This window comes from Pseudomonas sp. BCA17 (genome assembly GCF_004519405.1).
In the GTDB taxonomy this organism is placed as follows: Bacteria; Pseudomonadota; Gammaproteobacteria; order Pseudomonadales; family Pseudomonadaceae; genus Aquipseudomonas.
Genome location: NZ_SGWI01000005.1, coordinates 124,414 through 147,608, shown reverse-complemented (window position 1 = coordinate 147,608; position 23,195 = coordinate 124,414). Strand labels below are relative to the sequence as shown.

Here is a 23,195-nt window from a genome sequence, read left to right as displayed (position 1 = left end):
TGGCATTTTGAGTGTCGAGCCGCTAGCTACAAGCTACAAGTAATCTCGCTGTTACTTGCCGCTTGCCACTAGTCGCTGCCCTACTTTTTATCTCGGCGCTTCTTGTCGGCCTTCTTGTGGTGAGTCATCAAACGACGCTTCTTGTTCACCTGACGGTCAGTCAAGGTGTTCTTGTTGCCTTCGTATGGGTTCTCGCCACCTTTGAACTCGATACGAATCGGCGTACCGACCAGTTTCAAGACGCGGCGGTAGGTGTTTTCCAGGTAGCGCACATAGGACTTCGGCACCTTCTCGATCTGATTACCGTGAATCACGATAATCGGCGGGTTGGCACCGCCCAAGTGGGCATAACGCAGTTTGATCCGGCGGTTGTTGACCATCGGTGGCGCGTGCTCGCCCACCGCGTCTTCCAGGATCTGGGTGAGACGGTTGGTCGGCCAGCGGGTCACCGCGGACTTGAACGAGTTCTGTACGGAGGCGTAGAGGTTACCCACACCGGTGCCGTGCAGGGCCGAGATAAAGTGGATATCGGCGAACTCGACGAAGAACAGGCGACGCTGCAGCTCGATCTTGACGAAATCGCGCTCGCTGGGCGTCATGCCATCCCACTTGTTGATCGCGATGACCAGTGCGCGACCAGCCTCCAGGGCAAAGCCCAGCAGGTTGAGGTCGTGGTCGACCACACCTTCGCGGGCATCCATCACAAAGATCACCACGTTGGCGTCTTTGATCGCCTGCAGGGTCTTCACCACCGAGAACTTTTCAACTTCCTCGTGGATCTTGCCGCGCTTGCGCACACCAGCGGTGTCGATCAGCGTGTACTTTTCCTCGTTACGTTCGAACGGGATATAGATGCTGTCGCGGGTAGTGCCGGGTTGGTCGTACACGATAACCCGGTCTTCACCGAGCATGCGGTTGACCAGTGTCGACTTACCGACGTTCGGACGGCCGATGATGGCGATCTTGATACCGTCTTTTTCGCTCGGGCCAGGAATGCGCTTGGCTTCCTCGCCTTCGGCAACGATTTCCTCTTCGCCTTCTTCTTCCTCGACATCATCCTTAGGGAAATCGCGCAGGGCGATTTCCAGCATCTGGGTGATACCGCGACCGTGAGCGCCGGCGACCGGAATCGCATCGCCCAGGCCCATCGGGCTGAATTCGGCACGGGCCGCTTCAGGATCGATGTTGTCGATCTTGTTCGCGACCAGATAGGAACGCTTGTTGCGCTTGCGCAGGTGCTCGCCAATCATTTGGTCAGCAGCGGTGTAGCCCGCACGGGCGTCCACCAGGAACAGCACGACATCGGCTTCTTCAATGGCGAGCAGCGACTGCTCGGCCATTTTTTCGTCCATGCCATGCTCGTCACCGGAAATACCACCGGTGTCGACAATAATATAGGAGCGCCCTTGCCACTTTGCCTCACCGTATTGGCGATCACGGGTCAGACCGGACAAGTCGCCGACGATGGCGTCACGAGTCCTGGTCAGGCGGTTGAACAAGGTGGACTTGCCGACGTTAGGTCGGCCCACCAGGGCGATTACGGGAACCATGCGGCTCTCCACTTCGTTATTTCAGAAAATACAAAAGCCGCTGCAAGGCAGCGGCTGGTGCTCGACTGCAGGAGCGAGCTTGCTGTGGCGAGGGAGCTTGCTCCCGCTGGGCTGCGTAGCAGCCCCCAAAACCAGGCATTCAAGATGCATGAGTTGCATCCGGTTGGCCGGTTTGGGAGCGCTCCGCGCTCCAGCGGGAGCACGCCCCCTCGCCACATGACACTCGCTCCTACAGGTGAAGCTGCTTGAGGGGCTACCCCAAGCATAGTTCTTACTTGATGGTCAGGGCTTCCAGCTTGCCGCTGTTGCCAAACACATAAAGCATGTTACCCACGACCAGCGGACGAGCACGCAGGCCGTCGCTGTCGATACGCTCGCGGCCGACAAAACGACCGTCCACCTGACTCAGCAGATGCAGGTAACCTTCGAAGTCACCCACCGCTACGTAGCTGGAGAACACTTCCGGTGCCGACAACTGACGGCGAGCCAGGGAGTCATTGCTCCACAGTGCAGTAGTGGAGCGTTCGTCGACACTTTCAACCGTGCCGGACGCCAGGCTTACGTAGACGCTGCCAAACCCTTGGGCGACACCGGCATAGCTGGAAGCATCACGCTGCCAGTTGATACGCCCGCTTTGCAGGTCCAGCGCAGCAACGCGCCCTTGATAAGTGGCAACGTAGAGGGTCTCGCCCGACAGCAGCAAGCCGCCGTCGATGTCCACTACGCGGTCCAACTCGGAGCGACCTTGCGGGATGGCAACACGGGTTTCCCAGGCAGGCACGCCGTTCTGGGTATCCAGGGCGACCACTTTACCGGTGGACAGGCCCGCAACGGCCAGGTTATTGGTCACGATCGGACCGCTGGTACCGCGCAAGGTCAACACCGCCGGGGTGCTGTCATACAACCAGCGCTGATTGCCGGTAGAGGCATCCAGGCCGATCAGGCGGTCATCCTGGGTCTGTACCACGACCACATCGCCGTTGGTAGCAGGCGCGGCGAGGACTTCACTGGTCACGCGAGCGCGCCATTTCTCTTCACCGCTGCTGGAGTCCAAGGCGACCACTTCGCCTTTGAGCGTACCGATCAACACCATGCCGTAGCCGACGCCCACACCACCGGAAACCGGCAGGTCGAGGTCTTTCTTCCATTTGACGTCGCCGTTCATGCGGTCCATGGACATAACGACGCCAGTGGAATCGGTGGCCACAATGTTTTCGCCGTCGATTGCCGGCTGCAACAGGTTGTAGAGGTCGCCCTGACCATCACCGACGGAGCGGCTCCACTGCTTTTGCAGGACCACTTCTTCCTTGAAGCTGGTCAGCTCGGCCGGAGGCAGTTCTTTCTTGCTGTTGCTGCTGCAACCCGCGGCCAGAACGGCCAGAGCCAGCAATGCTGCATGTTTCCAACGGATCACGTCACGCATCCCCTTTGGCCAAGTCGTCCAGCTTGATTTGTAAGCCACCGACCGCCGCTTCATCAGACAGCGCCGCCTTGGCTTTTTGGTACGCAGCATGGGCTTCGTCGGTACGACCCAATTGGACCAACAGGTCGCCCTTGAGCTCTTCGCGAGTGGCCACAAATGCCTTGTCAGCATCGCCGTCGAGCAGCTTGAGTGCTTCGTCAGCCTTGTTCTGTGCCGCCAATACCTGTGCCAGGCGCTGACGTGCGATCTCACCCAGGGTCGGGTTGGTCGGCTTGTCGGCGACGGCCTTCAGCTCGGTGGCTGCATCATCCAGCTTGCCGGTGTCGACCGCGACTTTCGCGACGAACAGGCTAGCGTATTGGGCGTAGGTGCTACCGCCGAATTCGTTTTTCAGCTTGCCGGCCAGGTCAGCAACCTGCGCCGGGTCAGGCTTGCCGTCCGGGGTCAGCGTGGTTTCCAGCAATTGCTGATAGAGGATCGAGGCGCCTTGGGACTGGTTGGCCTGATACTTGTGCCAGGCTTGCCAGCCGAACACCACCACTAACGCCAGCAGACCGCCAGTAACCAGGGGCTTGCCGTTACGCTGCCACCAGTCCTTGAACTCGGCCAGTTGCTCATCATCAGTACTCGACACCCCAATACTCCTTAATCGCTAAATTCGGCTGTTCGACAGCTTCAACCCTGCACGACGCAGGTGGCCAAGTGCGCGGCTAGCGCATCAAAGGCAATGTTTTGTTGTTCGCCCTGGCCACGCAGGGGTTTGAAACCTATCACTTGCTGGGCCAGTTCGTCATCGCCGAGGATCAGCGCATACAGCGCACCGCTCTTGTCAGCCTTCTTGAACTGGCTCTTGAAGCTGCCGGCGCCGGCATTGATCTGCAGGCGCAGGTTCGGCAGTTGGTCGCGTACTTTTTCGCTCAAGGCCAGGGCAGCCAGTTCGGCGGCCTCGCCAAAGGCGCACAGGTACACATCCACCTGACGGGAAATCTCTTCCGGGACCTGCTCCAGGGTTTCCAGCAGCAGAATCAGCCGCTCGATACCCATGGCGAAACCTACGCCTGTAGTTGGCTTGCCGCCCATTTGCTCAACCAGGCCGTCGTAGCGACCACCGGCACACACGGTGCCTTGGGCGCCGAGCTTGTCGGTGACCCACTCGAACACGGTCTTGCTGTAGTAATCGAGGCCGCGAACCAGTTTCGGGTTGATCACGTAGGGAATACCGGCGGCATCCAGGCGAGCCTTGAGGCCCTCGAAGTGCGCACGGGATTCGTCGTCCAGGTAGTCGGCCATTTTCGGCGCGCCTACCAGTACGGCCTGGGTGTCGGCGTTCTTGGTGTCCAGTACGCGCAACGGGTTGGTTTTCAGACGGCGCTGGCTGTCTTCATCCAGCTTGTCCAGATGGGCGGACAGGTACTCGACCAGGGCTTCGCGGTAGCGGCCCCGGGATTCGCTGGTGCCCAGGCTGTTGAGTTCGAGCTTGACCGCGTCACGGATGCCCAGCTGGCCCCACAGGCGCCAGGTCAGCACGATCAGCTCTGCATCAATATCCGGACCGTCAAGGTTGAAGACCTCGCAACCGATCTGGTGGAACTGACGGTAACGACCTTTCTGTGGACGCTCGTGGCGGAACATCGGGCCGATGTACCAGAGCTTCTGGGTCTGGCCACCACCCGTGATGCCATGCTCGAGCACGGCGCGCACGCACGCGGCGGTACCTTCCGGACGCAGGGTCAGGGAGTCGCCATTGCGGTCTTCAAAGGTGTACATCTCTTTTTCAACGATGTCGGTTACTTCACCGATGGAGCGCTTGAACAGCTCGGTGAACTCGACGATCGGCATACGGATCTGTTTGTAACCGTAGTTATCCAACAGACGCGCGACCGTGCTCTCGAAGTAACGCCACAGTGGCGTCTGCTCCGGCAGGATGTCGTTCATGCCACGAATGGCTTGCAGAGACTTGCTCACATCTAATCCTTAAATTCGTTCTTAGCCGCGCGCGATCAGCGCTGCGTCAGCCGCGACCTTCTCGGCCGCTTTCTCGCGGATCAGCCTTTCAAGCTCATCCACCAGATTGTCATTCGTCAACTTCTGCGATGGCTTGCCGTCGATGTAAATGAGGTTCGGCGTGCCGCCGGTCAGGCCTATGTGCGCCTCTTTGGCTTCACCCGGGCCGTTGACCACGCAACCGATCACCGCAACATCCAGCGGCACCAGCAGATCCTCGAGGCGTCCTTCCAGTTCGTTCATGGTTTTCACCACGTCGAAGTTCTGCCGCGAGCAGCTGGGGCAGGCAATGAAGTTAATGCCACGGGAACGCAAGTGCAGGGATTTGAGAATGTCGTAACCGACCTTCACTTCCTCTACCGGGTCTGCCGCCAGGGAGATGCGGATAGTATCGCCAATCCCTTCGGCGAGCAGCATACCGAGACCCACCGCAGATTTCACTGTGCCTGAGCGCAAACCACCCGCTTCAGTGATACCCAGGTGCAGCGGCTGCACGATTTCCTTGGCCAGCAGGCGGTAGGCTTCGACCGCCATGAACACATCGGAGGCCTTGACGCTGACCTTGAAGTCCTGGAAGTTCAGACGTTCAAGGTGCTCAACATGGCGCAACGCCGATTCAACCAAGGCCGCCGGGGTAGGCTCGCCATATTTCTTTTGCAGGTCTTTTTCCAGGGAACCGGCATTGACACCGATACGGATTGGAATGCCACGGTCACGGGCAGCGTCTACCACGGCGCGCACCCGGTCTTCGCGACCAATATTGCCCGGGTTGATGCGCAGGCAATCCACACCCAACTCGGCTACGCGCAATGCGATCCTGTAGTCGAAATGAATATCGGCGACCAAAGGCACCTTGACCAATTGCTTGATGCGGCCGAACGCTTCGGCGGCGTCCATATCCGGCACGGAAACCCGAACGATGTCGACACCGGCGGCTTCCAGACGGTTGATCTGGGCGACGGTGGCTGCCACATCGTTGGTGTCGCTGTTGGTCATGCTTTGTACCGCGATGGGGGCGTCGCCACCCACCGGCACCGAGCCGACCCAGATCTTGCGCGATACGCGACGTTTGATTGGAGATTCGCCGTGCATGACTATTGTCCCAACTTGAGGCGAGCAGTTTCGCCACTGGTGAACGGCGCCACGTCCACAGGCTGGCCGTTGTAGGCCACTTGCGCGCCACGGGCATAGCCCAGACGCAGCGTCAGAGGAGGCTTGCCGCCCTGGTCGAGCGTATCTCCCTTACGCTTCAGACCGCTAAACAGCACTTTGCCATTGCCATCGGTGACTTGCGTCCAGCAGTCAGCGATGAAGGTAATTTGTACGTGACCATCACCCGCGATCAGGGCTGGGGTGGTGGGCGGCGAGATCGCAGGGGCTGCCGGAGCGGCTGGCGCTGGAGTCGCTGGCGCAGGCGTGGCCGGTGCATGGGCCTGGGCGACCGGGGCTGCCGGTGTCGCGGGGGCTGGTGCGGCGGCGGTCGCGGCCGGTGCGGTTTCAGGCGCGGGCTGCTCGGTGGCAACCGGCGCCTCAGGCGCAGCCTGGCCTTCAGCCACAGCCTGGTCTTCCGGCTCATCCAGCGGATGAATCTGGGTGGTGCCATCGGCGCTTTCGACTTCAACGTGTTCCATGGCGTTGCTGGTCAGGTCCTTAGTGCGCTGGGAAGTCTGGTCTTGCCACCAGACGAAACCGCCACCAATGACAGCGATCAGCAGCAACAGGCTGACAATCCGCAAAATCGTGTGGGAAACCCGTACCGGCTCTTCGATGCGGCCCAGGCCGTGCACATTGCTGCCCTGGGAGTCGGTGCCGGTGAACTGGTCGAACTCCTGCACCAATACGGCCTGGTCGATGCCCAGCAACTTGGCGTAGGCACGGATATAACCGCGGGCGAAGGTGTGCCCCGGCAACTTGTCGAACGCGCCGGCCTCCAGATTGGCCAGGGACGTGCTGGTCAAATTGAGCTTGAGGGCCACTTCTGCCAGCGACCAGCCATTGCTTTCGCGGGCCTGACGCAAGGTCTCGCCTGGGTTTACGCGATTAGCTGCTACAACTTCCGGGGGCGCCGCTTTCATCATTACTCCGACAGGTATTGCTGATATTCCGGCGTACCGGGATAGAGTCGTTCGAGTTGCTGGGCAAAACGTGCGGCCGTATCCGGTTCTTCATGAACCGTCGCCAGGCGCGCACCGAGCAATAGACTACGTGCATTTTGCCCGCTGAGCAGGCTAAAGCGTTCGTAATAGTCGCGTGCCGGCACATAATGCCTGTCTTCGTAAGACAACTCAGCCATTTCGAGCAACGCCCGTGGCTGACGACTATTCAAATGCAGGGCTTTTTCCAGTTGCTGGCGGGCAGTATCACGCTGGCCGAGACGCACCGAAGTGACACCCAGGTTTTCAAATACCCGCGACCGCTCGGGGTAAAGGGTATCGGCGGATGCTTGCTGGAAATAATGGGAGGCCTGGTCATAGCGTTTCTGCTCGAACAGAAAGCTGCCGTAATTGTTCAGCAACCGTGGGTCAGCAGGACGTGAGGCCAGGGCCTTATGGAAATACTGCTCAGCCAGTTCAGGCTCGGCCTGGGCCTGGAAAACCAACGCCAGCGCGGCATTCGCGTCGGCATCGCCACCGTCCAGTTCAAGGGCCTTTTTCAATGGCACCTTGGCCTGCTCGCTCATGCCTTGCTGCAAATAACCCAAGCCCAACTGCACATAGGCAACTCGCGCCTCGTCACGGCCTTTACCGGTCTGCAAAGGGCTGTCATGGCCCGATGAAACACAACCGGCGGCAAAGCCGGTAACAAGCAAGAGCAGCGCAAGGCGCAAGGGCATAGAGATCCTCTCTCAGATTCGATTCACAGCAATTTGCGGCAGATCGTCGGCGGCGTTCAATTCACGCACGGCGATATAACGCTCGCTGCGGCGGGTGCGGTCCATCACCTGCCCTACCAATTGGCCACAGGCGGCGTCGATGTCTTCCCCACGCGTGGTGCGTACGGTGACGTTGTAGCCGGCCTGGTGCAGTTGATCCTGGAAACGGCGAATGGCGTTGTTGCTCGGCCGCTCGTAGCCAGAATGTGGAAACGGGTTAAACGGAATCAGGTTGATCTTGCACGGGATGTTCTTGAGCAACTCGATCATCTCGACCGCGTGCTCGACCTTGTCATTGATGTCTTTGAGCAAGGTGTACTCGATGGTCAGCACGCGCTTTTCGCCCAGGGACGACATGTAGCGCTGGCAAGATTCGAGCAGCATCTTAAGCGGATACTTCTTGTTGATCGGCACCAATTGGTTACGCAATGCGTCATTGGGTGCGTGCAGCGACAACGCCAGGGAGACGTCGATGTGCTTGGACAGCTCATCGATCATCGGCACCACGCCGGAGGTCGACAGGGTCACACGGCGCTTGGAGATGCCATAGCCCAGATCGTCCATCATCAGGTGCATGGCCGAAACGACGTTATCGAAGTTCAGCAGCGGCTCACCCATGCCCATCATCACCACGTTGGTGATGGCACGGTCGACGGTCGCCGGGACGCTGCCAAAGGATTTGTTGGCAATCCACACCTGGCCGATGACTTCGGCGGCGGTGAGGTTGCTATTGAAGCCTTGCTTGCCGGTGGAGCAGAAACTGCAGTCCAGGGCACAGCCTGCCTGGGACGAAACGCACAAGGTGCCGCGCTTGCCCTGGGGAATGTAGACGGTCTCGACGCAGCTGCCGGACGCCACGCGCACCACCCACTTACGGGTGCCGTCGCTGGAGATGTCCTCGCTCACCACCTCGGGACCACGAACCTCGGCAATGGCCTTGAGCTTGTCGCGCAGGGCCTTGCTGACGTTCGTCATGGCATCGAAATCGTCGACGCCAAAGTGGTGAATCCACTTCATTACCTGACCGGCACGGAAACGCTTCTCCCCGATTGAGTCGAAGAATTTTTCCATTTCCTGTTGAGTCAGCCCCAGCAGGTTGGTTTTAACAGTCGATGTAGTCATGGATTCACCCTCACTCTTTAAGCCGATGCTTAGCGAGCGGTTACTTCAGTAGCAGCGAAAAAGTAAGCGATTTCGCGAGCAGCAGCGGCTTCGGAGTCCGAACCGTGAACAGCGTTGGCGTCGATGGACTCAGCGAAGTCAGCACGGATGGTGCCGGCAGCCGCTTCTTTAGGGTTGGTAGCGCCCATCAGCTCACGGTTCAGAGCGATAGCGTTTTCGCCTTCCAGAACCTGGACAACAACAGGACCGGAGATCATGAAGGCAACCAGGTCGCCGAAGAAACCGCGAGCGCTGTGCTCAGCGTAGAAGCCTTCAGCTTCAGCCTTGGACAGTTGCTTGAGTTTCGAAGCTACAACCTTCAGGCCGGCTTTTTCGAAACGAGTGGTGATCTCGCCGATGACGTTTTTTGCAACAGCGTCAGGCTTGATGATGGAGAAAGTACGTTGAACAGCCATGGTGTAACTCCAGAAACGGTAATTTACGAAAAATTAAACCCGCGAATTATACGCGGGTTATTGGGTATTGCCTAACTGCGTGAGGAAGGCGTCAGTCCTGTTCTTCTTTCCAGGCGGTCTGGATAGCTTCCAGGACCTTTTCGCCGCCACGGTCCCGCTCATCTTCAAACCCTGGCAAAGCCATGACCATGTCACGCAAAGCGACAAAGTTCAGCGAATAGGGGTCCAGATCCGGATGACCATCAGCCAGCAGAATGGCGATTTCTTGTACATCAACCCATTTCAGGCTCATGACATTTCCTTGAATCAATGCGGCGCTTCGGCCGCATGGTTGAGCGAATACTTCGGAATTTCGACCGTGATGTCTTCAGTCCCGACCTTTGCCTGACAGCTTAGGCGCGATTGCGCCTCAAGGCCCCACGCACGATCGAGAAAGTCCTCCTCCAACTCATCGGCTTCTTCAAGGGAGTTGAAACCCTCGCGAATGATGCAATGGCAGGTGGTGCAGGCGCAGACCCCGCCGCAAGCGCTCTCGATCTCGATGTGGTTGTCATGGGCAACTTCGAGGATGGACTTGCCGGTCTCAGCCTCCACGACCATACCGTCCGGGCAATGCTCGGCGTGTGGCAGAAAAATGACCTGCGGCATTACTTATTCCTCGATTTCGTTCAGGTTGCGCCCGGCCAGTGCGGCTTTCACCGTCTGATCCATGCGGCGGGCGGCAAAAGCATCGGTCACTTGCGACAGGCGCTTGGTCTGTTGTTCGATGGCATAGCCATCGGTGCCTTTCATCAGTTCAGCCAGTTCCTGCATCTGCAGGTCAATGACCATGCGCTCTTCGGCGTCCAGCAGGCGCTCGCCATCCGCATCAAGGGCGCCCTGCACCGCCTCAAGCAGACGCTGGGCATCCACTTGCTGCTCGCGCAATACACGGGCGACCTTGTCATCACCGGCGTACTGGAACGAATCCTTGAGCATCCTGGCGATTTCACCGTCGGTCAGGCCATAGGATGGCTTGACCTGGATACTGGCTTCAACGCCCGAGCCCAGTTCACGCGCAGCCACATTCAGCAAGCCGTCGGCGTCAACCTGAAAGGTCACGCGAATCTTCGCCGCACCCGCTACCATCGCGGGAATGCCGCGCAATTCAAAGCGCGCCAGGGAGCGACAGTCGCTGATCAGCTCGCGCTCGCCTTGCAGCACATGAATCATCATGGCCGTCTGGCCATCTTTGTAAGTGGTGAAATCTTGAGCGCGGGCGACGGGGATGGTGGTGTTGCGCGGGATCACCTTCTCCATCAGCCCACCCATGGTTTCCAGACCCAGGGACAGCGGAATCACGTCGAGCAGCAGCAGTTCGCCACCATCACGCTTGTTGCCAGCCAGGGTATCCGCCTGGATCGCAGCGCCGATAGCGACTACCTGATCCGGGTCGATTTCAGTCAACGGCTGACGACCGAAAGCTTCAGCCACCGCCTCGCGCACACGCGGCACACGCGTGGAACCGCCGACCATCACCACCGCACCGACATCTTCCAGCTCGATACCGGAATCACGCACCGCGCGACGGCAGGCTTTCAGGCTGCGGGCCACCATCGGCTCAATCAATGCATCGAAGGCTTCGCGAGTCAGCTCGGCCGACCAATTGCCGTAGGACACTTCAACAGATGTCGCATCCGTCAACGCTTCCTTGGCGGCACAGGCAGTTTGCAGCAGATTGCGCTGGGCGCCCGGGTCCAGATCAGCGGACAAACCGGCGCCGGCGATGATCCAGCCGGCGATGGCGTGATCGAAGTCATCACCGCCCAGGGCGCTGTCGCCACCGGTGGCCAGCACTTCGAAGACACCGCCGGTCAGACGCAAGATCGAGATATCAAAGGTGCCGCCGCCCAGGTCATAAATCGCAACTAGGCCCTCGGCGTGCTGGTCCAGACCATAGGCCACAGCCGCAGCGGTCGGTTCGTTAAGCAGGCGCAGCACGTTCAGGCCGGCGAGCTTTGCCGCATCCTTGGTGGCTTGGCGCTGGGCGTCGTCGAAATAAGCGGGAACCGTGATCACGGCACCGACCAGCTCGCCACCCAAGGTGGTTTCCGCACGTTGACGCAACACCTTGAGGATATCGGCCGACACTTCCACAGGACTTTTCGGGCCCTGGACGGTGTCGATGAACGGCATGTGGGATTCGCCGCCGACAAAACGGTAAGGCAGCTGGTCGCCCAATTGCTTGACGTCGGACAGCCCACGACCCATCAAGCGCTTGACCGACAGCACGGTATTCAGAGGATCGGTAGACGCCGCCAATTTGGCCGACTCACCGACTTCGGTGCGATCGGCGTGGTAGCGCACGGCGGACGGCAGGATAACCTGCCCATCAACGTCGGGCAGCGGCTCGGACAGGCCGCTGCGCAAGGCAGCAACCAGGGAATTGGTGGTGCCCAGGTCAATCCCGACCGCCAGACGACGCTGGTGCGGTTGAGGGCTTTGGCCGGGTTCGGCGATCTGCAGTAGAGCCATGGTAATCAGGTCTTATCTGTCTATCAGGCGTGCGACACGGGCAGCACTGGGTTAATCGTCGAGGCGCTCTTCTAGCTGGCGCACTTCGTAGGTGAGCTTGTCGAGGAACTGCATGCGCCGCATCAGGCGTTCGGCCTGTTCACGCTGCGCCGCATCATCCCAACAGGCTGCGAAGCTTTCGTTGAGCTCATCCTGGGCCACTTTCAGACGACGCTTGAAGACCGCAACACCGGCCAGATCGGCTTCATCCTGCAAGTCTTCGAGTTCTTCGCGCCACTGCATCTGCTGCATCAGGAAGTCCGGATCGTGCACCGTCACTTCCAGCGGCAACTCGCCACCCTTCATCGCAAGCAAGTAACGCGCGCGTTTCGGGGGACTCTTGAGGGTCTGATAGGCTTCGTTGAGGCTGGCAGACTGCTCCAGCGCCAAGCGTTGCTCACGCTCTGAAGCGTCAGCGAAGCGGTCCGGATGTACGCCGCGCGCCAATTCTCGGTAGCGCGTGGCAAGCTGCTCAAGGTCCAGCCGAAAGCTCGGCTGCAGCTCGAATAAAGCGAAATGACAAGGAGTACCCACGAATAGCCTCAGATGTTGAAGCTTTCGCCGCAGCCACACTCACCGCGTACGTTGGGGTTGTTGAACTTGAAGCCTTCGTTCAACCCTTCCTTGACGAAATCGAGCTCGGTGCCGTCCAGGTAAGTCAGGCTCTTAGGGTCGATGATCACTTTCTCGCCGTGACTTTCGAACACCTGGTCCTCCGCAACCACCTCGTCGACAAACTCCAGCACATAGGCAAGGCCGGAACAGCCCGTGGTGCGCACACCCAGACGAATCCCCTCACCTTTACCGCGCCCATCCAGGGAGCGTCGCACGTGCCGTGCAGCCGCTTCTGTCATGCTGATAGCCATCGTTGACTCCTTACTCGTCGCCAAATGCTTAGATCAAGCCTTTCTTCTGCTTGTAGTCGCGAACGGCCGCCTTGATGGCGTCTTCCGCGAGTACGGAGCAGTGAATTTTCACTGGCGGCAGGGCCAGTTCTTCGGCCAGCTGAGTGTTCTTGATGGTCTCTGCTTCATCCAGAGTCTTGCCTTTCATCCACTCGGTCGCCAGGGAGCTGGAGGCGATGGCCGAACCGCAGCCATAAGTCTTGAACTTGGCATCTTCGATGATGCCCTGCTCGTTGACCTTGATCTGCAGGCGCATCACATCGCCGCACGCCGGAGCGCCGACCATGCCGGTGCCGACATCAGGGTCTTCCGCGTTCATCTTGCCGACGTTGCGCGGGTTTTCGTAGTGGTCAATGACCTTTTCGCTGTAAGCCATGGTACTGAATCCTCACTCATCAGGGCCGCTCTGGAACCCTGCAGAAACGCCTGCGTTTTCCGCCACGTTCCTACAGAGCTTGGGTGGCGGCTTCTATATTTAGTGTGCCGCCCACTCGATCTTGGAGATATCGACACCGTCTTTGAACATGTCCCACAGCGGCGACAGAGTGCGCAGCTTGTTGACGGCTTCGCAGACTTTCTGCGCGGCGTAGTCGACTTGTTCTTCAGTGGTGAAGCGGCCGAAGGTAAAGCGGATCGAGCTATGTGCCAGTTCGTCGTTGCGGCCCAGGGCACGCAGCACGTAGGACGGCTCAAGAGAGGCCGAGGTGCAGGCGGAACCGGACGAAACCGCCAGGTCCTTGAGCGCCATGATCAGCGACTCGCCTTCGACGTAGTTGAAGCTCAAATTCAGGTTGTGCGGTACACGAGCGGTCATGCTGCCGTTGATGTAAAGCTCTTCAAGGTTTTCGACCTGCTTGTAGAAGCGATCACTGAGAGCCTTGATGCGTACGTTTTCGGCAGCCATGTCTTCTTTGGCCACACGGAAGGCTTCGCCCATGCCGACGATCTGGTGGGTCGCCAGGGTACCGGAACGCATGCCGCGCTCGTGACCGCCACCGTGCATGGTGGCTTCGATGCGCACGCGGGGCTTGCGGCTCACGTACAGCGCGCCAATGCCTTTAGGGCCATAGGTTTTGTGGGCGGAGAACGACATCAGGTCGACTTTCAGCTTCGACAGGTCGATATCGACTTTGCCGGTGGACTGAGCGGCGTCGACGTGCAGCAGAATCCCCTTGGAACGGGTCAGCTCGCCGATAGCCGCGATGTCGTTGATGGTGCCGATCTCGTTGTTCACGTGGATCACGGAAACCAGGATGGTGTCTTCACGCAACGCGGCTTCGATCATGGCCGGGGTGACGATACCGTCGGTGGTGGGCTCAAGGTAGGTAACCTCGAAACCTTCACGCTCCAGTTGGCGCATGGTGTCGAGGACAGCCTTGTGCTCAATCTTGGTGGTGATCAGGTGCTTGCCTTTGGTCGCGTAGAAATGCGCGGCGCCCTTGATTGCCAGGTTGTCGGACTCGGTAGCACCGGAAGTCCAGACGATTTCACGCGGATCAGCGCCAACCAGGTCCGCGACCTGACGACGAGCGTTCTCGACCGCTTCCTCGGCTTTCCAGCCGAATACGTGGGAACGAGAGGCCGGGTTGCCGAAATTTCCGTCAACCAGCAGGCATTCGCTCATCTTTTGCGCAACACGCGGATCAACCGGGGTGGTCGCTGAGTAATCAAGGTAAATCGGCAATTTCATGGACTTTCTCCTAAATCAGGCTGGCTGGCGCACCGTTAGCTCTTCGGCTGTCACTCGACGGCGGACGCTTCAATCTTGTCCAGACGCGGCGCCTTGGTGTTGCAACGGCGCTGGTCCTGACGCTGGGCTACTTCTTGCACCTCACGGCGAGTCACAAGATCAGCCAAGCTGATACCACTCAAAAACTCATGGATCTGCAGGCTCAAGTCGCACCACAGGTGGTGCGTCAGGCAGGTGTCGCCGGCATGGCAATCACCCAGGCCCTGGCATTTGGTTGCGTCGACGGATTCGTTGACCGCATCGATCACCTGGGCTACCTGGATACCCTGCATATCGCGGGACAACTGATAGCCGCCACCTGGCCCTCGCACACTGGAAACCAAGTTACTACGGCGTAATTTGGCGAACAGTTGCTCGAGGTAAGACAGGGAAATGCCTTGGCGCTCGGAGATATCGGCCAGGGACACCGGCCCAGTTTGCGCGTGCAAGGCCAAGTCGAGCATGGCGGTCACCGCGTATCGGCCTTTTGTAGTCAGTCTCATGGACAAGTACCAAGGTGTTTCAGAATGGGAGCAAGTATGCGATTCCCGAGTATTTAAGTCAACTATAAGACCTAGTACTTTAGTCAGGATTACCCGTAAAAAGGGCGCGCGAATCATAGCAGGATGGGGTGGGGGCGAACAGCGGGAACGGACAACCAGCACTGCCAGAGACAACGAAGATCAAATGTGAGAGCGGGCTTACTGTGGCGAGGGAGCTTGCTCCCGTTCGACTGCGAAGCGGTCGCCAGCTTTTGGGGGCGCTTTGCACCCCAGCGGGAGCAAGCTCCCTCGCCACAAAAAGAGCGCTCCCACGGGGGATTTGCTGCGCCTGCCGGGACTCAGCCAGCCTTGGTGGCGGCCTCGTTCTTGATCTCGGCGAAGTCTTCTTCGCGCAGCTCTGGCAGATCTTTCGCACAGTAGCTGCTGCCCAACTCCTTCAGCGCACCACACATGCCATCCAGTTTGCCGTCGACCGCTTGCAAGTGGTCAAGCAACTGCCCAATGGCACGCGCCACCGGGTCCGGCATATCTTCACTGACGCCGTAGGCATCGAAACCGATCTTCTCGGCCATGGCCTTGCGCTTGGCTTCCTGCTCTTCGCCGACTTCCGGCTTGACGATGATGCGCCCCGGAATACCTACAACGGTAGCGCCAGGCGGCACGGCCTTGGTCACCACGGCATTGGAACCGACTTTAGCGCCGGCGCCGACTGTAAATGGACCGAGCACCTTGGCGCCCGCCCCTACTACAACGCCGTCACCCAGGGTTGGATGGCGCTTGCCTTTATTCCAGCTGGTGCCGCCCAGGGTAACGCCCTGATACAGCGTCACGTCATCACCGATCTCAGCGGTCTCGCCGATCACAATGCCCATGCCATGGTCGATAAAGAAGCGACGCCCCACTTTAGCGCCCGGATGAATCTCAATCCCGGTCAACCAGCGACCAAAGTTCGACACCAGTCGCGCCAGCCACTTCCAGCCCATACCCCACAAGGCGCCGGACAGCCGGTGAATCCAGATCGCGTGCATACCCGGGTAGCAGGTCAGCACTTCAAAGGCATTGCGCGCCGCCGGGTCACGGTGGAAAACACTCTGGATATCTTCTCGCAAACGCTCGAACATTTTTAATCCTTCCGCTTAAGAAGCTCACCACGGGCCGCTTTCTGGGTTTCCGTGAGGATGCCACGCAATATATTCATTTCTGCCCGGCTCACCGAGCTACGCCCGTACAAGCGGCGCAGGCGCGCCATCAAGTGCCGTGGTTTTTCAGGATCGAGGAATTCGATGGCCACCAGGGTTTGCTCCAGGTGCTCATAGAAGCGCTCCAACTCGTCCATGGTGGCCAGTTCGCCACTCTTGGTCGAGGCAACCTCTTCCTTTTCTACCTTGCTCGGCTGGCCGGCAGCCGCCAGCCAAGCCATACGCACTTCATAGGTCAACACCTGCACGGCCGCCCCAAGGTTCAACGAACTGAACCCGGGGTCCGATGGAATATGCACGTGGTAATGACATCGCTGCAGCTCTTCATTGGTCAGGCCGGAGTCTTCACGGCCGAATACCAAGGCGATTTCAGCACCGCCGGCTGCCTCTTCCACCACCTTGGTTCCGCATTCGCGCGGGTCCAGCAGCGGCCAGGGAATACGCCGATCACGGGCACTGGTGCCGAGCACCAGGTTGCAGCCGACCAAGGCGTCTTCAAGGGTGGCGACAACCTGGGCTTTCTCCAGGATGTCATTGGCGCCGGACGCTCGGGCATCAGCCTCGTGGTGCGGGAACACACGCGGCTCGACCAGCACCAGGCGCGTCAGCCCCATGTTTTTCATGGCTCGCGCCACCCCGCCGATGTTGCCGGGATGACTGGTATTGACCAAGACGACACGAATGTTTTGCAGCAAGGGAGGCGCTCTCGGACAGAGGAAAGGGGAGCAAATCTTACAGAACAGCCTAAGGTTATGCCATGAAAGCTAACGTCGTCCTTCACCTGAAGAAAGTTTCTGCTAGAATGCCCGGCTTTCTTTAACAACCTTAGGTGACACATCCATGCAGCCCATGCTGAATATCGCGCTGCGCGCCGCCCGCAGCGCCAGTGAATTGATCTTCCGCTCCATCGAGCGCCTGGATACCATCAAGGTCGACGAAAAAGACGCCAAGGATTATGTATCCGAGGTGGATCGCGCCGCCGAACAGAAAATCATCGACGCACTGCGCAAGGCTTACCCTACCCACGGCATCCTCGGCGAAGAAACCGGCCTGCACAAAGGTAGCGGCGAAGGTGAAGACTACCTGTGGATCATCGACCCACTGGACGGCACCACCAACTTCCTGCGTGGCATCCCGCACTTTGCCGTGAGCATCGCCTGCAAATACCGGGGCCGCCTGGAACACGCCGTTGTTCTGGACCCGGTGCGCCAGGAAGAATTCACCGCCAGCCGCGGCCGTGGCGCCCAACTGAACGGTCGTCGCCTGCGCGTCAGCGGCCGCACTAGCCTGGACGGCGCCCTGCTGGGTACCGGCTTCCCATTCCGCGACGACCAGATGGACAACCTGGAAAACTACCTGGGCATGTTCCGCGCCCTGGTTGGCCAGACCGCAGGCATCCGCCGCGCCGGCGCAGCAAGCCTGGACCTGGCTTACGTCGCGGCCGGTCGTTTTGATGCATTCTGGGAATCCGGCCTGTCCGAGTGGGACATGGCAGCGGGCGCCCTGTTGATCCAAGAAGCCGGCGGCCTGGTGAGCGACTTCACCGGCGGTCACGACTTCCTGGAAAAAGGCCACGTCGTCGCCGGTAACACCAAATGCTTCAAGGCAGTACTGACGGCGATCCAGCCGCACCTGCCGGCTTCGCTGAAGCGCTAAGCGAGCGAGCACAAAAAAGCACCCCTCGGGGTGCTTTTTTTATGCCTGGGATTCAGGTAATGCTGCGCCTCCTGGCCACATACATACCCTGATGCGGGAGCGGGTCTGCTCGCAAATGCGCCGGGTCAGTCAATACAGCTGTCGACTGACAGCACACCTTCGCGAGCAAGCCCTCCTCCACGTTTGAACAGAACCCGGCAGGAATTATTGCTGGTTCTGACCCAGGATCAGGCGACCTTCTTTGTCGACCGGGATCTGGCTACCCGGGTCACGCTCCATGCGCACCGAACCTTCTTTACCATCCAGGGTGTAACGCACGTCATACCCGACAACCTTGTCGCTGATGTCATTGACGGTGTTACAACGAGTCTGCGTGGTCGTGTAGGTATCACGGTTCTGCATACCTTCCTGAACCTTGTTACCGGCATAACCACCACCGACTGCACCAGCCACGGTGGCCAACTTCTTGCCATTACCGCCACCGACCTGGTTGCCCAACAGGCCACCAGCCAAAGCACCGACCACGGTACCGACGATCTGGTGCTGATCCTGAACCGGCCTCTGCCGGGTTACTGCAACGTCCTTGCAGACTTCGCGAGGCGTTTTAATCTGGGTTTTGACAGGCTGCACCGCCAACACTTGCGCATACTCAGGGCCGCTTTTAACCAGGCTGTAGGTGGCAACAGCGCCCCCGGCAGTCACACCGACAGCACCCAGTACCGCACCAACCAGCAACGACTTGTTCACATGAACCTCCTGACCATCACAAGCGGACCGAAACGTCCGCGCTATACCCAGCCTTGGAGCATAAAAAAAGGCGCGAGTTCAATACTCACGCCTTCTTTGTAACAGCAAGTCAACAAGCACCCATCAAGGGCGATCGTCGACCTCCTTGCCGGTAGCGGCCGGAGGGATCAAGTCTTCGCTGTTGAGGTTCAGCCAGATCAGCACCACGTTGGCGATGTAGATCGACGAGTAGGTACCCGCCAGAACACCGATGAACAGCGCCAGGGAGAAGCCCCACAGGTTGTCGCCACCGAAGATCATCAGCGCGGCGATCGCCAGCAACGTGGAGATCGAGGTTGCCATGGTCCGCAGCAGGGTCTGGGTGGTGGAAACGTTGATGTTCTCGATCAACGACGCCTTGCGCAGTACGCGGAAGTTCTCACGAACCCGGTCGAATACCACAATGGTGTCGTTGAGGGAGTAACCGATGATTGCCAGCACCGCGGCCAGTACGGTCAGGTCGAAGGTAATCTGGAAATACGCCAGGATACCCACGGTCACGATCACGTCGTGGATCAGCGACACAATAGCGCCGACACCGAACTTCCACTGAAAGCGGAACGCCAGGTAGATCATGATGCCGACCAGCGCCATCAGCATGCCGAGGCCGCCCTGGTCACGCAGTTCTTCACCCACCTGCGGGCCCACGAACTCGACGCGCTTGACCGACGCCGGGTTGTCGCCACCGACCTTCTGCAAGGCCTCGGCTACCTGGTGACCCAGTTGCGGATCTTCGCCCGGCATGCGCACCAGCAGGTCGGTAGTCGCACCGAAGCTCTGCACGATGGCTTCGTGATAACCGGCCTTGACCAGCTCGCCACGCACCAGGGTGACGTCGGCCGGCTTCTCGTAGGTCAGCTCGATGAGCGTACCGCCAGTGAAGTCCAGGCCGTAGTTCAGACCCTTATGGAACCAGCTGAACAATGCCAGAACGGTAAGGAGCACAGTGGCGCCGAACGCAATGTTGCGAACGCCCATGAAGTTGATTGTACGTAACATGGCAGCCCCTTAAATCCACAACTTCTTGAAGTCACGCCCGCCAAAGATCAGGTTGACCATTGCACGGGTCACCATGATGGCCGTGAACATCGAGGTAAAGATACCGAGGGACATGGTTACCGCAAAACCCTTGACCGGGCCGGTGCCCATGGCAAAGAGAATCCCGCCGACCAGCAAGGTGGTCAGGTTGGAGTCGAGGATCGCGGTAAATGCCCGGCCGAAGCCTTCGTTGATTGCACGTTGTACGGTCATGCCCGCAGCGATCTCTTCACGAATCCGCGAGAAGATCAGTACGTTGGCGTCTACCGCCATACCCATGGTCAGCACGATACCGGCGATACCCGGCAGGGTCAGCGTAGCGCCCAGCAGCGACATCAAGGCCAGCAGCATTACCATGTTGCCCGCCAGGGCCACGGTGGCGATGATGCCGAAGAAGCGATAGATGGCGATGATGAACAACGATACGAACAGCATGCCCCACAAGGCCGCGTCGATACCCTTGGTGATGTTGTCGGCACCCAGGCTCGGGCCAATGGTGCGCTCTTCAGCGAAGTACATCGGCGCCGCCAGGCCACCGGCACGCAGCAGCAACGCCAGCTCGGACGACTCGCCCTGGCCATTCAGGCCGGTGATACGGAATTGAGCACCCAGTGGCGACTGGATGGTCGCCAGGCTGATGATCTTCTTCTCTTCCTTGAACGCCTGTACCGGCACGTCTTTCTCGACACCGTCGACCACTTGCTTGGTGTAGGTAGTGACCGGGCGTTGCTCGATGAAGATCACCGCCATGCTGCGACCGACGTTACTGCGCGTGGCGCGGCTCATCAGTTCGCCGCCGTGGCCATCCAGGCGGATGTTCACTTCAGGGGTACCGTGCTCGCCGAAACCAGCCTTGGCGTCGGTCACCTGGTCACCCGTGATGATCAGGCTGCGCTCGATCAAAGCGGGAGGGCGATTGCCTTCGCGGAACTCGAATTCCTCGGCAGTGGCGCGGGAAGCACCCGGCTCTGCAGCCAGACGGAATTCCAGGTTGGCGGTTTTACCCAGGATACGCTTGGCTTCAGCGGTGTCCTGTACGCCCGGCAGTTCAACCACAATGCGGTTGGCGCCCTGGCGCTGAACAATCGGCTCGGCCACACCCAGCTCGTTGACGCGGTTACGCACCGTGGTCAAGTTCTGCTTGATGGAGTATTCGCGGATTTCCGCCAGCTTGGCCGGGGTCATCGCCAGACGCAGTACAGGTTGACCGTTCAGGTCGGCCGGCACGATGTCGAAATCGTTGAAGTTCTTGCGGACCAGCGCACGAGCCTGTTCGCGGGAAGCTTCGTCAGAGAAGCCCAGCTGGATGGCACCGTTGAGCTGCGGCAGGCTGCGATAACGCAACTTCTCTTTGCGCAGCAGGCTCTTCACGTCGCCTTCATAGACTTTCAGGCGTGCATCAAGGGCTTTTTCCATGTCGACTTCCAGCAGGAAGTGAACACCACCGGACAAGTCCAGACCCAGCTTCATCGGGTGCGCGCCGATCTTGCGCAACCAGGTGGGCGTGGTCTGCGCCAGGTTGAGCGCGACCACATAGTCGTCACCCATGGCCTTGCGCACCACGTCTTTAGCCGGCAATTGGTCTTCTGCCTTGGTCAGGCGCAGCAAACCGCCCTTCGCACCTGCCGCCAATGTTGCCGCCTTGACCTGGATACCTGCGTCGGTGAGCGCTTTGCTCGCGCGCTCCAGGTCAGCCTGATTGACTTGCAGCGAAGTGCTGGCGCCAGTGATCTGGATCGCCGGGTCATCAGGATAGAGATTGGGAGCGGAATAAATAAAACCGATCGCCAGCACCGCCAGGATCAGTACGTATTTCCACAGAGGGTATTTGTTCAGCATCACGCCGCCCGCTTATAACGCGGGGCGCCTTGCGCGCCCCGTCGATTGGTAAAGGTTGTTACTTAGATCGCTTTGAGCGTGCCTTTTGGCAGCGTGGCGGCGATGGCGCCCTTCTGGAACTTCATTTCCACGGTGTCGGAGACTTCCAGTACCACGAAAGCATCGGAAACCTTGGTGATCTTGCCGGCGATACCGCCAGTGGTCACCACTTCGTCGCCTTTCTGCAGGCTGCCCAGCAGGTTTTTCTGCTCTTTGGCACGCTTGGCCTGTGGACGCCAGATCATCAGGTAGAAGATGACCAGGAAGCCGACCAGGAAAATCCACTCGAAACCACCGCCCATAGGACCGGCAGCGGCAGGCGCAGCGGCATCCGCCATGGCGTTAGAGATAAAAAAGCTCATTTAGCACTCCAGTTGCAAATAGTGAATCTTAGGGTCGGAAAACTCAGTCCAAGGGCGGCACAGGGAGCCCGCGCTTGGCATAGAAGGCATCGACGAAGGCGGCCAATGTACCCTGTTGAATAGCCTCGCGCAAACCAGCCATCAGGACTTGGTAGTGGCGCAAATTGTGGATGGTATTCAACATGCTACCCAGCATTTCCCCGCACTTGTCCAGATGGTGCAGATAAGCACGGGAGAAGTTCTGGCAGGTGTAGCAGTCACAGGTCGGATCGAGCGGCGAATCATCATGGCGATGGAACGCGTTACGGATCTTCAGCACGCCTGTATCGATGAACAGATGCCCATTGCGGGCATTACGGGTTGGCATCACGCAATCGAACATGTCCACACCGCGGCGCACACCCTCTACGAGATCTTCCGGTTTGCCAACGCCCATAAGGTAACGAGGTTTGTCAGCCGGCATCAGGCCCGGCAGGTAATCCAGCACCTTGATCATCTCGTGCTTGGGCTCGCCCACCGACAGACCACCGATGGCCAGGCCGTCAAAGCCGATCTTGTCCAAGCCTTCCAACGAGCGCTTGCGCAGGCTTTCATGCATGCCGCCCTGCACGATACCGAACAGTGCGGCGGTATTGTCGCCATGGGCATTCTTCGAGCGCTGCGCCCAACGCAACGACAACTCCATGGAAACGCGCGCGACATCTTCGTCAGCCGGGTACGGCGTGCATTCGTCGAAAATCATCACGATGTCGGAGCCCAGGTCGCGCTGCACCTGCATCGACTCTTCCGGGCCCATGAACACTTTGGAACCGTCCACCGGCGAGGCGAAGGTCACGCCCTCTTCCTTGATCTTGCGCATGGCGCCCAGGCTGAACACCTGGAAACCACCGGAGTCGGTAAGGATCGGGCCTTGCCACTTCATGAAGTCATGCAGGTCGCCATGCTTCTTGATCACTTCCGTGCCCGGGCGCAGCCACAGGTGGAAAGTGTTACCCAGGATAATCTCGGCGCCGGTGGCGACAATATCGCGCGGCAGCATGCCCTTCACGGTGCCATAGGTACCCACCGGCATGAAGGCCGGGGTCTCGACGGTGCCGCGCGGGAACGTCAGGCGCCCACGCCGGGCTTTACCGTCGGTGGCGAGCAATTCAAACGACATA

Annotated in this window: 25 protein-coding genes; 1 reads left to right on the top strand and 24 read right to left on the bottom strand. The window is 59.3% G+C overall.

Annotated features, from left to right (window positions below; genetic code table 11):
* Nucleotides 1–80 precede the first annotated feature (80 nt).
* The 19 genes from der to trmJ form a co-directional block, all read right to left on the bottom strand.
* Nucleotides 81–1,550, bottom strand: a complete 1,470-nt coding sequence (gene der, locus EXW71_RS19255; protein ID WP_016977675.1) for a ribosome biogenesis GTPase Der — start codon at nucleotides 1,548–1,550, stop codon at nucleotides 81–83.
* Between the two features lie 271 nt (nucleotides 1,551–1,821).
* Entirely contained in the window at nucleotides 1,822–2,973 is a 1,152-nt protein-coding gene (bamB, locus tag EXW71_RS19250; protein WP_123715343.1) for an outer membrane protein assembly factor BamB, read from the bottom strand.
* Nucleotides 2,966–3,607, bottom strand: coding sequence for a tetratricopeptide repeat protein (locus tag EXW71_RS19245; protein ID WP_123715342.1), 642 nt, complete (start codon nucleotides 3,605–3,607; stop codon nucleotides 2,966–2,968). The genes bamB and EXW71_RS19245 overlap by 8 nt, the downstream gene beginning before the upstream one ends.
* 41 nt (nucleotides 3,608–3,648) lie before the next feature.
* Nucleotides 3,649–4,938 (bottom strand): histidine--tRNA ligase, encoded by a 1,290-nt coding sequence (gene hisS / locus EXW71_RS19240; protein WP_134660186.1) that lies wholly within the window; start codon nucleotides 4,936–4,938, stop codon nucleotides 3,649–3,651.
* A gap of 21 nt (nucleotides 4,939–4,959) precedes the next feature.
* Complete coding sequence (ispG, locus tag EXW71_RS19235) at nucleotides 4,960–6,069, bottom strand: flavodoxin-dependent (E)-4-hydroxy-3-methylbut-2-enyl-diphosphate synthase (RefSeq protein WP_123715341.1); 1,110 nt, start codon at nucleotides 6,067–6,069, stop codon at nucleotides 4,960–4,962.
* A 2-nt stretch (nucleotides 6,070–6,071) separates the two neighbouring features.
* Nucleotides 6,072–7,052 (bottom strand): RodZ family helix-turn-helix domain-containing protein, encoded by a 981-nt coding sequence (locus tag EXW71_RS19230; RefSeq protein WP_134660187.1) that lies wholly within the window; start codon nucleotides 7,050–7,052, stop codon nucleotides 6,072–6,074.
* Nucleotides 7,053–7,054: 2 nt separating this feature from the next.
* On the bottom strand, nucleotides 7,055–7,810 hold the full coding sequence (pilW, locus tag EXW71_RS19225) for a type IV pilus biogenesis/stability protein PilW (RefSeq protein WP_134660188.1): 756 nt from the start codon (nucleotides 7,808–7,810) through the stop codon (nucleotides 7,055–7,057).
* A gap of 12 nt (nucleotides 7,811–7,822) precedes the next feature.
* Complete coding sequence (gene rlmN, locus EXW71_RS19220; protein WP_060754318.1) at nucleotides 7,823–8,971, bottom strand: 23S rRNA (adenine(2503)-C(2))-methyltransferase RlmN; 1,149 nt, start codon at nucleotides 8,969–8,971, stop codon at nucleotides 7,823–7,825.
* Between the two features lie 29 nt (nucleotides 8,972–9,000).
* Complete coding sequence (ndk, locus tag EXW71_RS19215) at nucleotides 9,001–9,426, bottom strand: nucleoside-diphosphate kinase (protein ID WP_060754319.1); 426 nt, start codon at nucleotides 9,424–9,426, stop codon at nucleotides 9,001–9,003.
* A gap of 91 nt (nucleotides 9,427–9,517) precedes the next feature.
* On the bottom strand, nucleotides 9,518–9,718 hold the full coding sequence (gene iscX / locus EXW71_RS19210) for a Fe-S cluster assembly protein IscX (RefSeq protein ID WP_123715338.1): 201 nt from the start codon (nucleotides 9,716–9,718) through the stop codon (nucleotides 9,518–9,520).
* Nucleotides 9,719–9,732: 14 nt separating this feature from the next.
* On the bottom strand, nucleotides 9,733–10,074 hold the full coding sequence (fdx, locus tag EXW71_RS19205; protein ID WP_032890689.1) for an ISC system 2Fe-2S type ferredoxin: 342 nt from the start codon (nucleotides 10,072–10,074) through the stop codon (nucleotides 9,733–9,735).
* 3 nt (nucleotides 10,075–10,077) lie between these two features.
* Nucleotides 10,078–11,940, bottom strand: a complete 1,863-nt coding sequence (gene hscA, locus EXW71_RS19200) for a Fe-S protein assembly chaperone HscA (protein ID WP_134660189.1) — start codon at nucleotides 11,938–11,940, stop codon at nucleotides 10,078–10,080.
* A gap of 51 nt (nucleotides 11,941–11,991) precedes the next feature.
* Entirely contained in the window at nucleotides 11,992–12,513 is a 522-nt protein-coding gene (hscB, locus tag EXW71_RS19195; protein WP_123715337.1) for a co-chaperone HscB, read from the bottom strand.
* Nucleotides 12,514–12,521: 8 nt separating this feature from the next.
* Complete coding sequence (gene iscA, locus EXW71_RS19190; RefSeq protein WP_010565230.1) at nucleotides 12,522–12,845, bottom strand: iron-sulfur cluster assembly protein IscA; 324 nt, start codon at nucleotides 12,843–12,845, stop codon at nucleotides 12,522–12,524.
* Between the two features lie 28 nt (nucleotides 12,846–12,873).
* The gene (iscU, locus tag EXW71_RS19185; RefSeq protein WP_007929523.1) at nucleotides 12,874–13,260 is read right to left on the bottom strand and encodes a Fe-S cluster assembly scaffold IscU; all 387 of its coding nucleotides are present in this window, start codon (nucleotides 13,258–13,260) and stop codon (nucleotides 12,874–12,876) included.
* Nucleotides 13,261–13,359: 99 nt separating this feature from the next.
* The gene (locus tag EXW71_RS19180; protein WP_060754323.1) at nucleotides 13,360–14,574 is read right to left on the bottom strand and encodes an IscS subfamily cysteine desulfurase; all 1,215 of its coding nucleotides are present in this window, start codon (nucleotides 14,572–14,574) and stop codon (nucleotides 13,360–13,362) included.
* Between the two features lie 50 nt (nucleotides 14,575–14,624).
* Nucleotides 14,625–15,116: a Fe-S cluster assembly transcriptional regulator IscR gene (iscR, locus tag EXW71_RS19175; protein ID WP_003194020.1), complete on the bottom strand. Its 492-nt coding sequence runs from the start codon at nucleotides 15,114–15,116 to the stop codon at nucleotides 14,625–14,627.
* A 338-nt stretch (nucleotides 15,117–15,454) separates the two neighbouring features.
* On the bottom strand, nucleotides 15,455–16,237 hold the full coding sequence (cysE, locus tag EXW71_RS19170) for a serine O-acetyltransferase (RefSeq protein ID WP_134660190.1): 783 nt from the start codon (nucleotides 16,235–16,237) through the stop codon (nucleotides 15,455–15,457).
* A 2-nt stretch (nucleotides 16,238–16,239) separates the two neighbouring features.
* Nucleotides 16,240–17,010: a tRNA (cytosine(32)/uridine(32)-2'-O)-methyltransferase TrmJ gene (gene trmJ, locus EXW71_RS19165; RefSeq protein ID WP_090368708.1), complete on the bottom strand. Its 771-nt coding sequence runs from the start codon at nucleotides 17,008–17,010 to the stop codon at nucleotides 16,240–16,242.
* Between the two features lie 145 nt (nucleotides 17,011–17,155).
* On the opposite strand from trmJ, the gene suhB reads away from it, so the two are divergent.
* Nucleotides 17,156–17,971 carry an inositol-phosphate phosphatase gene (suhB, locus tag EXW71_RS19160; protein WP_003175971.1) on the top strand — a complete coding sequence of 272 codons (816 nt, stop codon included), beginning with the start codon at nucleotides 17,156–17,158 and terminating at the stop codon, nucleotides 17,969–17,971.
* Nucleotides 17,972–18,175: 204 nt separating this feature from the next.
* Here the strand turns inward: suhB and EXW71_RS19155 are convergent, their stop codons facing one another.
* The 5 genes from EXW71_RS19155 to tgt form a co-directional block, all read right to left on the bottom strand.
* On the bottom strand, nucleotides 18,176–18,718 hold the full coding sequence (locus EXW71_RS19155) for a glycine zipper 2TM domain-containing protein (RefSeq protein ID WP_123715335.1): 543 nt from the start codon (nucleotides 18,716–18,718) through the stop codon (nucleotides 18,176–18,178).
* Nucleotides 18,719–18,841: 123 nt separating this feature from the next.
* Nucleotides 18,842–19,756, bottom strand: a complete 915-nt coding sequence (gene secF, locus EXW71_RS19150) for a protein translocase subunit SecF (RefSeq protein WP_123715334.1) — start codon at nucleotides 19,754–19,756, stop codon at nucleotides 18,842–18,844.
* 9 nt (nucleotides 19,757–19,765) lie between these two features.
* Complete coding sequence (gene secD / locus EXW71_RS19145) at nucleotides 19,766–21,634, bottom strand: protein translocase subunit SecD (RefSeq protein WP_134660191.1); 1,869 nt, start codon at nucleotides 21,632–21,634, stop codon at nucleotides 19,766–19,768.
* 62 nt (nucleotides 21,635–21,696) lie between these two features.
* Complete coding sequence (gene yajC / locus EXW71_RS19140) at nucleotides 21,697–22,035, bottom strand: preprotein translocase subunit YajC (RefSeq protein ID WP_003175975.1); 339 nt, start codon at nucleotides 22,033–22,035, stop codon at nucleotides 21,697–21,699.
* Between the two features lie 43 nt (nucleotides 22,036–22,078).
* Entirely contained in the window at nucleotides 22,079–23,194 is a 1,116-nt protein-coding gene (tgt, locus tag EXW71_RS19135; RefSeq protein ID WP_010565220.1) for a tRNA guanosine(34) transglycosylase Tgt, read from the bottom strand.
* Between the last annotated feature and the right edge of the window lies 1 nt (nucleotide 23,195).

Bases quoted from the DNA above. Each gene is read 5' to 3' on its own strand.
- der (WP_016977675.1), bottom strand. From the start codon at position 1,550: ATGGTTCCCGTAATCGCCCTGGTGGGCCGACCTAACGTCGGCAAGTCC.
- bamB (WP_123715343.1), bottom strand. From the start codon at position 2,973: ATGCGTGACGTGATCCGTTGGAAACATGCAGCATTGCTGGCTCTGGCC.
- ispG (WP_123715341.1), bottom strand. From the start codon at position 6,069: ATGCACGGCGAATCTCCAATCAAACGTCGCGTATCGCGCAAGATCTGG.
- EXW71_RS19230 (WP_134660187.1), bottom strand. From the start codon at position 7,052: ATGAAAGCGGCGCCCCCGGAAGTTGTAGCAGCTAATCGCGTAAACCCA.
- pilW (WP_134660188.1), bottom strand. From the start codon at position 7,810: ATGCCCTTGCGCCTTGCGCTGCTCTTGCTTGTTACCGGCTTTGCCGCC.
- rlmN (WP_060754318.1), bottom strand. From the start codon at position 8,971: ATGACTACATCGACTGTTAAAACCAACCTGCTGGGGCTGACTCAACAG.
- ndk (WP_060754319.1), bottom strand. From the start codon at position 9,426: ATGGCTGTTCAACGTACTTTCTCCATCATCAAGCCTGACGCTGTTGCA.
- iscX (WP_123715338.1), bottom strand. From the start codon at position 9,718: ATGAGCCTGAAATGGGTTGATGTACAAGAAATCGCCATTCTGCTGGCT.
- fdx (WP_032890689.1), bottom strand. From the start codon at position 10,074: ATGCCGCAGGTCATTTTTCTGCCACACGCCGAGCATTGCCCGGACGGT.
- hscA (WP_134660189.1), bottom strand. From the start codon at position 11,940: ATGGCTCTACTGCAGATCGCCGAACCCGGCCAAAGCCCTCAACCGCAC.
- iscA (WP_010565230.1), bottom strand. From the start codon at position 12,845: ATGGCTATCAGCATGACAGAAGCGGCTGCACGGCACGTGCGACGCTCC.
- iscU (WP_007929523.1), bottom strand. From the start codon at position 13,260: ATGGCTTACAGCGAAAAGGTCATTGACCACTACGAAAACCCGCGCAAC.
- EXW71_RS19180 (WP_060754323.1), bottom strand. From the start codon at position 14,574: ATGAAATTGCCGATTTACCTTGATTACTCAGCGACCACCCCGGTTGAT.
- iscR (WP_003194020.1), bottom strand. From the start codon at position 15,116: ATGAGACTGACTACAAAAGGCCGATACGCGGTGACCGCCATGCTCGAC.
- cysE (WP_134660190.1), bottom strand. From the start codon at position 16,237: ATGTTCGAGCGTTTGCGAGAAGATATCCAGAGTGTTTTCCACCGTGAC.
- suhB (WP_003175971.1), top strand. From the start codon at position 17,156: ATGCAGCCCATGCTGAATATCGCGCTGCGCGCCGCCCGCAGCGCCAGT.
- secF (WP_123715334.1), bottom strand. From the start codon at position 19,756: ATGTTACGTACAATCAACTTCATGGGCGTTCGCAACATTGCGTTCGGC.
- secD (WP_134660191.1), bottom strand. From the start codon at position 21,634: ATGCTGAACAAATACCCTCTGTGGAAATACGTACTGATCCTGGCGGTG.
- yajC (WP_003175975.1), bottom strand. From the start codon at position 22,035: ATGAGCTTTTTTATCTCTAACGCCATGGCGGATGCCGCTGCGCCTGCC.
- tgt (WP_010565220.1), bottom strand. From the start codon at position 23,194: ATGTCGTTTGAATTGCTCGCCACCGACGGTAAAGCCCGGCGTGGGCGC.